Origin of the sequence: Sphingobacterium sp. JUb56, assembly GCF_014191365.1 — a bacterium.
Classification (GTDB): domain Bacteria; phylum Bacteroidota; class Bacteroidia; order Sphingobacteriales; family Sphingobacteriaceae; genus Sphingobacterium; species Sphingobacterium anhuiense.
This window is the reverse complement of the sequence record NZ_JACHWL010000001.1, coordinates 259,474-274,413: the sequence shown is the minus strand read 5'-3', so window position 1 is coordinate 274,413 and position 14,940 is coordinate 259,474. Positions and strand designations below refer to the sequence as shown.

Below are 14,940 nucleotides of genomic sequence, written 5' to 3'. Positions count from 1 at the left end.
CCCTAATTATTATCCGACAGTATGCCAGTACTGTCGGAATCTTTTTTTTAAGTGTACTTTTTTGCCATCTTGTTTAATTTTCAAATTTTATAATTGATCCTGTTTTAATCATTCTTAGATTTCCTGTTTTAACGATTATATTAAGTGCTTTATCCAATTGATAATTTCTGGGAATTGTTCCGCTAAAGGTTAAATTTGGCAATGTTTCTAAATCTACATCTAGATCATACCAGCGTACAAAATCTTTCATTACCTCTTTAAGTGGTGCATTTTCATAAACAAAAAAGCCATTTTTCCAACCAAGTATTTCCTCTTCGCTATCAAGCTTATCTTGCTTTAACATTTTAGAACTCCTATCAATTATGATCTGCTCGCCGGGCTTTAAAACATATTCTTTTTGAGGAATGATGCCCACTAAGTTTTGAACGGATACCTTACCTTGAAACAATGAAGTTTTCGAATGTGGATCATCTGCATAATTACTAACATTAAACTTCGTTCCATAAACTTTAATGCGTTGATCCCGGGTATTAACAATGAAGGGTTTATTTTTATTGGTTTCTATATCAAAAAAACCTTCTCCTTGAAGCTCTACCTCACGTCGGTCTTTTGAGTATACGAGTGGAAATTTAAGTTCGGATGCTGAGTTAAGAACAACAGAGCTTCCATCGGCCAAGAAAATACGCGATTGCTTACCTTTTGCTGTTCTGATGGTCTGAAAAATTGGTTTATCTTCTGTGTAAATACTACTATCTGTCAACTGTACATGAATATCACCCATACTATCCTGAAGAATTGTGGTACCGTGTTGCTCAAATAATGTAACATTGGAGTTTCCATCAAGATTGATAGCTTTACCGTCACTGGTAAACAATACACTCTTTTGATCTAGCTTACTTATCATCAAAGGGGTATCTTTCTTTTGAAAATATATCAAAATGCTAATCGCAGATAAAACCAAAACAGAAGCCGCTACTGCAAGTCTAAGTATCGTGTTACGCTTTCTCTGTGGAATTTCTTTTTGGAAAAAATTTTGAATAAAGTATTCGTCTGTTTCCTGAATTGCCAATTGCGCATTCCTATTGAATTCAGAAGGAATGCCCTTGTCATCATTCAAATCTTCAGAAATCAATTTCTTGATAATTTTTTTATTATCTTCTTGCTGCAAACAGTCCATCAGCAAGCGTACCTCTTCCTCTGTACACTCTTTCGCGAGATATTTTTTAAATAGAGCTATAATTTCGGTTTCTTTCACAACTTGGTCGGTCTTACTTTTACTCCTATATACGTAAGCTAAAGAAAAACCAACTATGCAAAATCAAAAAATTTATTATAAAAAAGAAATCAACTAATATTCAATCATAGTAAAAAATAAAACCATGGCTCCATAATAACTCCAGTTCCAATTGGATTTGATAATTCGAGACGCTTTGACAATATGATTATTAATAGTTGCTGTAGAAATATTAAGCAGCTGAGCTACTTCATCATAACTGCGTCCCTCAAGCTTACAAAGAACATAGACTTCCCGACATCGTTCCGGCATAATATCTAATATATCGCGAAGATGTTTTTCCATATCCTTATAAGAAAGCTCTTGTTCGATATCATTGGCATAATGATTAACGGATAAAGCGATTAACTGATCTGTTTTGGTCTTATCAGATGCTATCTTACGGAAGAAATCATAAACTGCACTTTGAGTAATGGCGTATAAATATGATTTAAAACTTTTGTCCGTATTTATTTTTGATCTATTTTGCCAAACTTTGACAAAAACATCCTGAAGGATATCTTGAGCAAAATCAGAAGATTTAACCAATTTCAATATACCCCCGAATACTTTAATTCTATAAGCATAATAAAGGGTTTCAAAGGATTTTTCATTTCCTTGTGCCAATTGCTTGAGCAAAACGATCTCCTCATCAACATTCATAACGTTAATATAATTTATGCTAAATGTTTATAATTAAAATTCTAAATCGAAAAATTATGGTTTATCTGCTTCATAATTCTTGGTCAAAAATTATGTCCTTTCTAGAATACTTAGATAATAATCATTTCGAAAGTAATGCTTCCATTTAAAAATTCATGACACGATTTTACCATTTACCAATGCTATATTAGCATTACCTATATTTCCACTAAGTAAATATGAATCTGCAATACTAATTCAAAATTTGTGACAAAAAAAAGGTCGATTAAAAGAGCATTAAACTTTTAATCGACCTTTACTAATATATGCTGTATTTCTTTATTTAAACACAGATTCCAGCACTTCCCCTGTCCACGCTAAGGGCTTTTTAAGTCCAAACAAATGCAAAATCATAGCTGCCGTATTTACCGTATTGTTAGGTTCTTCAATTTTTAATCCTTTCTTAATTTTTGGTCCTGTAACTCCCCATGGTACGATCATCTCATCGACAGATACACCACCATGTCCATATTCAATACCACCATGATCTGATAAGAACATAAAATTGGTGCTCTCATATAAACCTTCTTTTTTCATTTTCTCTAAAAATATGCCTATTTGCACGTCCGCTTCTTCAATCGATTTGATGTATTCTGGAGACATCCATTTATGACTATGCCCGGCGTGATCGGTATGTACTGAGTAAAGGAATACAAGGGTTGGATCTTTCTTATTTTTCACAATAAAATTAAATGCTTTATCGTAATTTTCAATATAGGCATCATCTTTTAAGTAGCTAACTTCATCAAAATTTTTCTGATTATGCGGGTAGAAGAGATTGATCCAGTTATAGTAAAAGGCAGTTTTAACATTTGGCATTTGTTCTTTGACAACGGTAAATACAGAAGGGTAATAGCCCTGAGCATCTTTTACCACTGCCGGTAACTTAAATTTATCGATCTGCCAGCCATTATCTACTACTCCGTGCTGTTCTGGCCCACTTCCAGTAAGATGACTGGTCCAATTTGGAAGGGTTACGGAAGGCATGACCACCCTAGTAGTCATCGATAATGCTCCTTCTGCCATTAAAGCATCAAGATTTGGTGTATGTGCCTGCTTGAATCCTTCGACAGAAATTCCGTCCAATGCGATCATTACTATTCGTTTACTTTTAGGTCCACCAGCTAGCGCTGTACAAACAGTGGTCAAAATCAACAATAAATTAATTGCGATAATTTTTTTCATTTTCATCATAAATATTTGGTTCTCTAATTACCTTAATTGCCATTAATTGTAGTTCTTCCCATTATTAAATCATTGCACTTAAAGATGTAAATAGCATACAAAAAAAACAACATGGATTAATTTCAAATTTATAAACAAAAATTTAATATAAGTAAACTTTAATGTAAATTTTACATTAATAAACAGTCAATTACATATTAAAAAACATAAAATGTTTAGCAAAACTAAATACAACATATATCTATTGACGTATTACAACGTGCTCCACTGATTTAAATTTCGTTATCAAATAGGTTAATATATGATAATTTTTAATCGAGATATCCATTTTGACATATCATAAATGGATGATACGTCAAAAGGCCTTCCGAATGGGAAGGCCTTTTATAACACGTTGATATATATTATTCGACATCTTCAACAAGCGACAGCTTAGAAAGCATAATATTAGGTCCTTTCGTTCCTTTTATCTTAAGCTTTAAGTTACCATCGTTAGAATCTTCTCGCATAACGTGAAGTTTGACCCATCTGCCTTCTTTATCATGGCGGGTGAGTGTATAGTCACGTCCTTCGAAATTGATATCTGCTTCACGTCCATTACTATTCCAGTCATGGAAAAACAGATATAGAGAACCGATCATGCCTTGTGGTACTTTTAGGTCTACCTCTATTTCCTTTCCCTGCCAAGCGGCACTTGTTTCGTCCTTCCAAACACCATCTGCTTTAACAGTATAGGTTGTCCCCTTTTTACTCTCACTCTGATCTAGATCTTTAGTCCAGTCAATATTTTGATTGATTTTCTTAGACAATTTACCTGCTTCTACATATAAAACTGCCTTTGAAAATTCAGAGGGTACAGCTGTCTTTAAGGGCTCGATATAAGTAAACGTTTTACGTAACAAAGAAGCATCACGACCGTAACTAGGATCAAAATCATCTGAAGCTGCGTAAGCTAATAAGCTTGAACGAAGTTGCTGACTTACAATATTTTTTTCATCTTGTATATTAAAACCTGTCACCAATAACTTTCCATTACCCACTTTCATTTCAAATATAGATGCCAATTTATTATTTCTATGAAAATCATCTACAGGCTGTGCCAATGGTCTGTATGAGCCTGGAAAGTCATTGATATAAAATGCTCTTGCTCCACCATAAATATGTTGCCACTGCCAGTCACTATGTGAATCTGTAGGAAAACTTTTGAATGCAGGGTGCTTATCTCTTACTATCATACCAATGGTATTTTTCCCTTGCCCCGGGAAGAACGTTAACGACCAGTACAATGGATAATAACTGATGATATCGGAGGTCTCTAAGTTTCCAAGATCGGAAGCATCCAGTAATACCGTTCCTCCATTTCTAAGGACTTCTTCAGTTTTTGCATCAAACCTATTTGCAACATAGACCTTTTTCGTTTCCTCTTTTTTAACTGTAGGATATACCCATATTTGCCATTCATTTTTATTGGCTCTATTTTCCAAACCAACTTCGACAGTCAATTTACCTGCTTTTTGAACCGCAGATAAATTGCTTTTAATTTCACCAACTAGATCTGAAGTGCCTCTAGCAAATGTTCTTTTTGCAAAGGTACCTTTTGCAATTACGCGGCTCTCTTCATCTTTGATACTCCAGTAGATACCATCCTGTATATCGGTTGATCCATAATGTGCCAGTTGCACTTTGGCTAGAAATGGTTCTTCGGCCTTCCATACAAATTTGGGCACACGCAAGAGGGTAACAGTGGTATCATTATGCATTCTAAATTTCTCGGGTGTTGTGATTCCCTTACTATCGTAAAATACGTCTAACCAGCCTATCAGTGCTTCGCCTTGACCTTGATAATCCTGCATACTTAACAACTGTATACCCGCTGCAGATGGTGTTCTTAGGAAAGATTCGATTTCATGTTTATACATGATTTGATTCAATGCTCCTGATGCCTGAACAAATTCTTCATTCTGCTCCTCAATATTGTTCTTGCGTGCCTGCTCTCTGAATTCTTCAAAATTGCGCGCTTTTAATACTCCGGTATATTTTTTTATCTCATCCCATTTCGGGTATACGGGCCACTGCCCAATTTCATGTGCAATGACAGGTATTTTTGACTGACTGTATACTTTTTCAAAATCCCAATCAGTGTGCGCTCCGAGTATACCTCTCGTGCCACCAAGCTTATCAATATAATGTGTCGCGATGAACTGATCCATATCCGTGATCTTACGTGCGGATGAAACTGCGTACAATCTTCTGTTGTCATTTTCCTTATATGGTTTTAACCATGACTCCATCACATCGAAATTTGAATTACCCAACTCATTACCGATAGACATCGTTGCAAAAGAGGCATGATTACCATAAGATGCAAACATACGGTAAATCTCTTTTTGTGTAAAGGCATCTGCTGAAGGATTACTGCCCAGCCCTTGTGGTCTACCTTTTGTATTCATCTCTTCACGACCTGGGTTATCTGCCGCCATCCACCAGTCTAACCATATCACTTCAGGTTGCAGATATAAACCGAGGCGATCTGCCGCCTGAAATGCGGCTTCAGGAGGACACCAAGAATGAAAACGAACATGATTTAAACCATAATCTTTGTATATTTTAAAAATACGTTCCCATTCTTCGACGTGCATTGCGGGATATCCTGTCAGAGGGAAATGGACACAATCTAGGTTTCCGCGAAAGAAAACAGGTTTCCCATTTATCATTATTTTTGACTTAGAAGCTGTAATCTCACGAAAGCCTATTTCCATTTCCTTCGTGTCCAACACATTGTTTTTCTTATCTAGAACTTGAATAGAAAGCGTGTACAAATTTGGATTCATATCATCCCATAATTTCACTAAATCTGGCATCTGCTCTTCTATATCCAATACTTGTCGTGCACCTCGTACGTCAATATTCTTTTTTGTCTCAAAGACTTTATCCTTCGTCTTACGATCTGATAATTTGATAGATAGCGAAAGATTTCTACGCTTCCCGCCTTCATTTACGAGAGTATCTTTTATCTGAAGTTTTTTTGGAGAGATCTTCGTAAATATTTGTGGATTTTGAAATCTTGTCGCATTTTTAGCAATCAATTCTACCTGACCAACCATTCCATTCCAGATACTTTGTGTATATTCCGTATAGACGTGACCTTTATCGCCTATATTATGGATCATATCGTTATTGACACGTACTGTCAATCGGTGCTTTCCTGGTGATATATATCCAAGGTCATGAAGATGTGCAGAACTTAACGCATCGTAAGTTGCAATTTCTTTATCATCAATAAAAACCTTAGACTCCCACATAACACGTTCTAAGTTTAAATACAAACGTTTATCTTTCCAATTCGCAGGTACAACAAAGTCCATTTGATACCATGCGGGACCGTAATATTTATAAGCTCGGGTCAAGATCCCAAAATCTGAACCCGTAGTTTTTTCACCATACCTGGCCTGATCGGTTGTCCCCGGAATAGTAATACGTTTATCTAAATCTTGTTTTTGCCAAACTTGCGCCAGCCCTACATTCTTTTCATCCAACCGGAAATGCCATACCCCATCCAATTTCTGATGTTCCTGAGCTGTAGTAGAAAAATGTAGCGAAAATAGGAACAGAAAAATCCCTAGGTATTGTTTTATCATAATAATCAGTGAATATAAATTAAACTCTTATTACAAATGTAACCAAGTATTGAAATCTAATAAATGGATAAAAATATGATTATCATGCAATATATTATGAATGTCTATCCTCAGTAATATTACTTTCTATTTCTCTGATATCATTTCTGATATACAAAAAAACAGCCCCAAAATGTTTCAATTTTTGGGGCTGCTTTTTTGTATAAAAGATAATCTAATATTATGCGGAATGATTTAATCTAAATATACGATGAAACTAAAAAATTATTTATTCTTTAAAACAATACTCATCTTCCCTCCTTTTACCAAGTCTTGAAACGGCAACTCCTGACCAGACAAGATCTTTCCATTCAATTGGATCTGATCCAGATATATCCTACTTGTATCTTGATTTTTAACTTCGATCTCAAATTTATTTTTGCGTAGTGTTTTAGGCAACGAGATGGTTATACGATCAAAAAGAGGAGCCCCAACTTGAAAAGATGGGTTTTCACCGGTTAAGCTTCTTACATCAAACAACCCCATGCTTGACATGACGTACCAGGCCCCCAATTGTCCCTGATCTTCATCTTGTCCAAAACCGTAACCGTGTATTGCTTCTGTACCATAGAATTCATTACAGATTGCACGTACCCACTTCTGACTCAGGTCTGGTCGTCCTGAGAAATAAAACAACCAGGAAATATGTAAATTAGGTTGATTACCATGATTATAGAGGCTTTCAATCCCCGCAAAAGCATCAATATGTGCACCTCCTCCAAAGATATTCTTTTGCGAAATTGTAAAGATGCTATCCAAACGTCGATTAAACAAATCTTCGCCGACAAGTTTTACTAACTCCTGCGGTACGTGTGGAACGTAAAAAGTGTATTGCCAAGCATTTCCTTCCTGAAAACCGCGCCATGATTCATAGGGATTAAAATTTTGAATGAATCTCCCTTCACTATCCTTAGGTCTCATAAATTTGGTTGCAGGATCATACAATGTCCGCCATGCATCTGATAATTTATTGAGCACACTGTAGTCCGACTCATGTTTCAAAGACTTGGCAAATTGTGCTGCTGCTGCTGCTGAAAAGGCATACTCTAAAGTATGCGAAGCACCAAATGGAGACCCATTCGTTAAGAGCTCTGGATTACCTGTTTCATCTTTTATATAAGGGGAGTATCCCTTATCGACAAAAACCCCTACATCCAGTTTGCCTGCACCCGGAAGCCGATCTTTAGATTCTATTTCATTTTTTCTAACTGCCTGATAGGCTAAGTCAACATCATAATTTCTGATTCCAACATTATATGCGGCAGCGATTGCCAAACCAGTAAAATTAGTACCCACACCTGACACATATTTACTATTAGCAATACCATCTCCTAACCAACCTGCATCTTTATATACAAGCAATTGACTTTGGATCCAATCATTATAATAATCAGGATATGCAATAGACCATAATTGTGTCAGATTCCAAAAAGCTCCCCAGATTGCATCAGTATTATAATGATGATGTACCGGAATACCTTTCCCATTTAAAGGAATCTGTCCGATACTACCGTCATTCTTAGGATATGCACCATTGACATCACTGGCTAAGCCTCTTCCCAATAAGGCATGATAAAGCGCTGTATAGAACTTAGTCCGGTCTTCAATTTTACCTCCTTCAACAAGAACACGCCCCAATTCGGCATCCCAAATCTGAATCGCATTCTTCTTAGCTTCTTCAAAATTTAACTTTTTAGCTTCCTGAAGCAGGTTCAATTTAGCATTTTCAATCGAAGTATAGGATAGACCTGTCTTTAGTTCAATCGCTTCCCCTTTTTTGGTCTTAAAGCGTAAATAGAGACCTGCTCCTTTACCTTTTATCGTTTTTTTATCCGCAAAAATTTCTGAATCTAGAAAGGTACCATAAGCGACAGGCAATTTATCAATCTCAGCAAAAAAATACATTTTTATATCGGCTCCTTTTTGATATTTCTGTACATAAAGCGGACTTGTTATCACATAACCCCATACATGTTTCTGATCATAAGTAACCTCAGCATCAATGACAGGACCGCTTTCCCCCATGACATGACCAATATCAAAAATTACATTTGCTGAATCAGTTGAAGGAAATGTATATTTATGAAAACCTACCCTTTTTGTGGCCGTTAATTCTGCCTGAACACCATAATCTTTTAATTTTACACGATAATATCCTGATGTGGCAAATTCATCTACTTTATCAAAAGAAGAAAGGTAACCACTATGGGGCATATCCACTTTACCAGCATTGGTTTTTATTTCCCCAACTGTTGGTGCAAAGACAACTCCACCGATTTGAAATTCATGAAAATGAGGAAATCCTGCAATTGAATGATGTCTATCATCATAACCAACAGCCTCCCAACCGGAGCGGTTTCCATAACTACCATCTGTACTAGGTGCTAATTTAGCCATTCCAAAAGGCACTGCCGCTGGAGTATAAAAAAAATACCGACTATGAACCGAACCTATATTGGGTTTAACATATTGGGTTAAATGTTGTTTTTGCTGTGCGTAAGAGCATGTAATAAAGATCAATACTCCACAGCAATACATGATTATATTTTTTATCATCTTTATTTATAAGGTTTACACGCAAACTTATAAAATAAATTTCAAATGTATAGACATAGATTAAAATTAAAGATCAAAAAATAAAGCATTAAAAAATAAAAACAGATATGAATAATTGTAAAATTATGAATACCAAACAATTTAAAGCAGGATAATTTGGAATTAAAGATTGTTTTTTCATACTTTTGAATGTATATACATAAGAATAAACCAAAATTTAATCCGTTATGAAAAGATGCATACCGATCCTTACTTTCGCGCTACTGCTAGCAGGCTGCACATCGAAACAGAAAAGTCAAGATATTGAACTTGCAAAAACTATTTTAGCTGATCAAAAATTAGCTTTTGTTGACAGCCTAGCGAGACAGGTCATTAAAGAGGGGTTCAATGCTGGAAGCGGCTACTCGCAAATATGGGCGCGCGACTTGAATACTTTTATCGAAACCGCACTAGAAGAACGTACTAAAGAGGAGGTAAGAGGAGCTATCTTAGTATTCTTTAAGATGCAACAAAAGAACGGCGAAATGGTTGATGGTTACGTCTTGAAAAAAGACTTCACCTGGCACGATGATACTCCTTATTATTCGGAGAACGACCCTGAACATGTGGGCTTTAAAAATACCGTAGAGACTGATCAAGAAACCTCGCTTATTCAACTTCTGGGCAAATACATTACAAAAACAAAAGATCATAGTATCCTTGAAGAAAACATCGGTGGTATACTTGTAAAGGACCGCATTCAACTGATGCTGGATTATTTACATCGTGAGCGATACAATAAAGAATATAAACTCTTGTGGGGAGCAATGACCGCAGACTGGGGAGATGTCCAACCACATGATGATTTTGGTTGTGACTGGAATAATCTATCCAATGAAGCGATTGATGTTTACGACAATGCCATGTACATCATTGCTCTTAAAACACTTATTGATATTATGCCCGACGCAAAAAAAATAAACGAATGGAAAAGTCTGAAAAAGGAAATTGAGATCAACACCATGAAACACCTTTGGGATAAAAAACAACAAAAATTCATTCCCCATATTTATCCTAAAGATTCGCCACTGCCTGAAGGATTTGATGAGAATAAAATTCATTATCACGGTGGAACAGCCATAGCTATTGAATCGGGACTTTTAAGTAAAGAAGAAATTAAAACAGTCAATGATCAAATGTTGGAAAATGTACGTCTATCTGGCATGCCAAGTATCGGCCTTACACTATATCCAACCTATCCTGAAGGATTTTTCAAAGGCTGGATGTCAAAACCTTACGCCTATCAAAATGGTGGAGACTGGACCTGGTTTGGTGGTAGAATGATACAACAATTAGTATTAAACGGCTATCCAAAAGAAGCCTATGAAGAGATTCAACCGATGATAAACCGAGTGGTCAAAAATAAAGGATTTTACGAATGGTATGGAAAAAATGATGTTCCTAGTGGTTCTGGTAAATTCAAAGGCTCTGCCGGAGTTTTAAGCAAAGCGATTCTATTAATGAACGATTGGGCTAAAGAAACTTTAGATAAAAACTAAAAACTTTCTTACAAATGAATCTGGATAATTAATTATCCAGATTCATTTTATATACTAATAATCGCGTCTACTTTCTACGGTATACGTAAAACTCTCAGCACGATAATATCCAAGATTGTATTCAATAGGCCTTCCTGATTGATCAAAGACAAATCTCTTCCTTGACAAAATAGGTGCACCAATAGCTATTTCAAGCTTGTCGGCGATAAATTTATTAGCTGCCATCGCATCCAGTTCTTCCTGAGACAGATCGGCTACAATATGAAAATCGGCTTCTAATATTTCATAAAGCGGACGTTTAAAATCTTCATCTCCGGTCAAACCAATACGCGGATGGAAGTAAGAGATAAAATAAACAAACGGATCGTCTTTTTTACCTCGCAAACGTTCTAATTTAAGTAACTTCAAATCTTCTGGTACATCAAAAAATTGTGAAACTGCTTTATCAGGAATTTCCCAACTAACATGAAGTTCAAAATTTTTCACCTCGAGACCCCGATTTTTCATCTCTTGCGAGAAACTTAACCAATTTTTAGACTTTGAACTAAATTTAGCACTTGCTACCTTGGTACCTATCCCCTTCTTTCTGATTAACAGCTCTTCGTAAACCAACTTATTGATTGCCAGCCGTAATGTTGAACGTGAAATTGCCAAGCGCTTAGCCAGTTCAATTTCATTTGGCAATAATTTCCCATCAATATATTCCGGTTGCTTGATCAGTTCGCGCAACAAATTCTCGGCCTGTATATGTAATGGTATCGGACTTTTATGGTCTATTTTAAGATTCATCATATTTATTACTTAGGCTAAAGTAAGATTTTTTGCATTATTAAAAAAATAAATATATGTTTGTATGTATATACATACTAATTATAAAACCTTAATATGAATAAATTTTTCATCCTTATTCTATGTATCGTGTCGCTAGGGGGGCTACTTTTCGGATTTGATATGGCCGTTATAGCAGGAGCATTACCTTTAGTAAAGCAATTTTTTGGATTAACACCAAATCAAGAGGGCATATTTGTCAGTTCAGCTTTAATTGGCTGTATAGTGGGCGTGATTTTTACAGGTAGCTTTAGCGATAAGTACGGCCGCAAGCCTGCGCTTATCGTTGCATCTATTCTCTTTTTAGTATCAGCAATAGGCTGTGGACTAAGCACGAGCTATATAATGCTTATTCTTTTTCGTGGACTTGGTGGCATCGGTGTCGGCATTGCTTCTATCGTTGTTCCGCTATACATTGCAGAGATATCCCCAAGTCAATTTCGAGGCCGGGCAGTGACTTCATATCAACTGGCAATCACTTTTGGTATTCTGATCGCTTATATTAGTAATTATCTGATTATTCAACATCTTTCTTCACAAACTCATGGACAGTGGCGGACTATGTTCTTAGTTGGTGCAATACCTGCAATATTACTTTCTATTGGAGCATACTTTGTTCCAGAAAGCCCACGTTGGTTACTAAAAGTTGGAAGAAATGCTGAGGTAGCTGAAATAAGTGCTAAACTTAATCTCCAAAATTTACAAGATAGCCCACCTGAGACAAAAGGAAAACTAAAAGACCTTTTTTCTCCGGTTTACAGAAAAGCATTCTTACTGGGTTTACTCCTACCGCTATTCTCACAACTTAGTGGTATTAATGCCATTGTTTACTATGGTCCGACGATTCTTCTGGATTCGGGCATTTCGATGAGCAATTCCTATCATGCGCAATTGTTCTTTGGTCTTGCAAACGTACTTTTCACATGCTTTGCAATATGGAAAGTGGATAACTGGGGACGAAGACCTCTATATGTATTTGGAACATTGGGGGCTACCCTCAGCTTAATTGTGACCGGGTTTCTATTTGCAACAAATCAAGAGATTAACAATACGGCTTTAATCATTTCGATACTTTCATTTATGTTTTTCTTTGCCTTTTCTATTGGTCCTTTAAAATTTGTAGTTGCTTCAGAGATTTTCCCAAATTCGATCCGAGCGCGCGCCATGGGTATCAGTATCTTGGTTATGTGGATTTCAGATGCCATTATCGGTCAATTGACCCCCATCATCCTAGATGCTTGGGGAGCTCGCTACACCTTTTGGCTATTTGCATTCTTCTGCGCTATTGCTTTTATAACCGTACTCCTATTTTTACCTGAAACTAAGGGTAAACCCTTGGAAGAAATAGAGATATATTGGAAAGATAAAGCCCGTAAATAAGTTAGCTATACATTCAACAGATTTCAATAAAATAATTAAATATGCATACCACTAAAGACTCAGCAATAGGCCAGTACAATATTATGCCCGCTTTCCCTGCTACAGGTGAAATCTCAAGCTCATTTCAAAAATTAGTTCGTGTACTGCACGACAATAATATACGTATCATCGATGGTTTTGTTGGTGTAGATTGGAAATTTGTCATTGGAGAGATTTCAAAAGAATTTAAAAATTACGATATTAAACCACGTTTCATCGCTATTGATGAGGCACTTTTATCAGAAGAGATTATTAATAATCAGGTAGCACCTTATCTTGGTGGTAATGATCCCTTATTTGGAAAAAAATCCCCTCTTCCATTATCTTCTTATTTTAACGCTGAAAAATCAGCGAAATTCCATGATATGCTCGTAAATAACCAAGAGTATATCATCTTTTACGGACCTGGAGCAGCTCTTTTAGATAATGAAGCTTCTATCATGTATGTTGATTTGCCTAAAAGTGTTCTAATTCAGCGCATGAGAGCTGGAAAAGCATGGAACTTAGGATGCAGCAATTCAAAAGATCCAAAACAGATTTACAAACGATATTATTTTGTGGATTGGCAAGCGTTAAATAGCCACAAAAATTCAATTCTATCTCGGATAGAAATCATGGCAGATCAGCAATCTGACAACACATTACCTTGGATAAAGGGATCTGATTTAAGACAGACCTTGCATCAAATGTCTGTCAATTATTTTAGAGTAAAACCTACATTTGAATCTGGTGTTTGGGGTGGACAATGGATGAAAGATCATCTAACAGGGATAGATCAAAGTGCAAAAAACTACGCCTGGTCCTTCGAGATGATTGTTCCGGAAAATGGCTTGTCATTAAAATTTAATGATCTACTTCTGGAAATTTCATTTGATCAATTGATGTTCACTGAAAGCAAAAATGTCCTAGGCTTGGCTGAACCAAGATTTGGTGTAGATTTCCCAATTAGATTTAATTTCTTAGATACTTTTGATGGAGGAAATTTATCAATACAGTGTCACCCTAGCCCGAAGTATGCAAAGTCACAATTTGGAGAAAACTTTACCCAAGATGAAACCTATTACATTGTAGACAGAAAAGGAGATGCACAGGTATATCTAGGTTTTCAAGATGATATCAATAAAGATGAATTTCAAAGTGCTTTAGAACATAGTTTTAAAACCGGAGAAGCCATTGAGGTAGATCAATATATTCAAAAATTTGAATCTAAAAAGCATGAGTTATACTTGATACCGCATGGTACAGTGCATTCATCTGGTATCGATAATTTAGTTTTAGAAATTAGTGCGACTCCATACAATTTCACCTTTAAAATGTATGATTGGGTAAGACCGGATTTGGATGGCAAACCACGTCCTTTAAATATCGACCGTGCTTTTGACAATCTTAATTTTGAAAGAAAAGGACAAGTGGTCAACGATACCTTAATTGCGAAACCTGTTTCCCACAAAATTGATAATCAAGCAACTAAAGTTCATTTACCTACACATGAAGATCATTTTTATGATGTCGTACGCTATGACTTTGACCAAGAGGTAACGATTGAAACAAAAAATCAGTGTCATATTCTGATGCTTGTTGAAGGGGAGGCTGTGGAATTAACAACTTCAAATGGTATGAGGGAAGTTTTTAATTATGTTGAGACATTTGCCATTCCAGCTGCAACAGGATCATATACACTTCGTAACCTTGGAAAACAGCCGGCAAAAGTGATCCAGTCATACGTTAAAGATTCAAAATGCAACCAATTTTAAACTAAACA

The 14,940-nt window shown here is 36.1% G+C and carries 9 protein-coding genes; 3 read left to right on the top strand and 6 right to left on the bottom strand.

Translation table 11 applies throughout. The features are described 5' to 3' along the window. Positions 1-73: 73 nt before the first annotated feature. From FHR29_RS26740 to FHR29_RS01035, 5 genes are all read right to left on the bottom strand, one after another. Complete coding sequence (locus tag FHR29_RS26740; protein ID WP_183911863.1) at positions 74-1,255, bottom strand: FecR domain-containing protein; 1,182 nt, start codon at positions 1,253-1,255, stop codon at positions 74-76. A gap of 93 nt (positions 1,256-1,348) precedes the next feature. Then, complete coding sequence (locus FHR29_RS01050) at positions 1,349-1,936, bottom strand: RNA polymerase sigma factor (protein ID WP_183911862.1); 588 nt, start codon at positions 1,934-1,936, stop codon at positions 1,349-1,351. A gap of 318 nt (positions 1,937-2,254) precedes the next feature. Continuing rightward, positions 2,255-3,169, bottom strand: a complete 915-nt coding sequence (locus tag FHR29_RS01045) for an alkaline phosphatase family protein (RefSeq protein WP_183911861.1) — start codon at positions 3,167-3,169, stop codon at positions 2,255-2,257. Between the two features lie 395 nt (positions 3,170-3,564). After that, positions 3,565-6,798: a sugar-binding domain-containing protein gene (locus tag FHR29_RS01040; RefSeq protein WP_183911860.1), complete on the bottom strand. Its 3,234-nt coding sequence runs from the start codon at positions 6,796-6,798 to the stop codon at positions 3,565-3,567. Between the two features lie 264 nt (positions 6,799-7,062). Then, a complete protein-coding gene (locus tag FHR29_RS01035) occupies positions 7,063-9,393 on the bottom strand; it encodes a GH92 family glycosyl hydrolase (protein WP_183911859.1) in 2,331 nt (776 codons plus the stop codon). A gap of 227 nt (positions 9,394-9,620) precedes the next feature. On the opposite strand from FHR29_RS01035, the gene FHR29_RS01030 reads away from it, so the two are divergent. After that, positions 9,621-10,931 carry a hypothetical protein gene (locus FHR29_RS01030; protein ID WP_183911858.1) on the top strand — a complete coding sequence of 437 codons (1,311 nt, stop codon included), beginning with the start codon at positions 9,621-9,623 and terminating at the stop codon, positions 10,929-10,931. A 54-nt stretch (positions 10,932-10,985) separates the two neighbouring features. On the opposite strand, the gene FHR29_RS01025 is transcribed toward FHR29_RS01030, so the two are convergent. Beyond that, positions 10,986-11,723, bottom strand: a complete 738-nt coding sequence (locus FHR29_RS01025) for a GntR family transcriptional regulator (protein ID WP_231576925.1) — start codon at positions 11,721-11,723, stop codon at positions 10,986-10,988. 93 nt (positions 11,724-11,816) lie between these two features. On the opposite strand from FHR29_RS01025, the gene FHR29_RS01020 reads away from it, so the two are divergent. Together FHR29_RS01020 and FHR29_RS01015 are read left to right on the top strand one after the other, a co-directional pair. Further along, positions 11,817-13,139: a sugar porter family MFS transporter gene (locus FHR29_RS01020; RefSeq protein WP_183911857.1), complete on the top strand. Its 1,323-nt coding sequence runs from the start codon at positions 11,817-11,819 to the stop codon at positions 13,137-13,139. 41 nt (positions 13,140-13,180) lie between these two features. Continuing rightward, a complete protein-coding gene (locus FHR29_RS01015; protein WP_183911856.1) occupies positions 13,181-14,932 on the top strand; it encodes a class I mannose-6-phosphate isomerase in 1,752 nt (583 codons plus the stop codon). Positions 14,933-14,940: the final 8 nt, after the last annotated feature.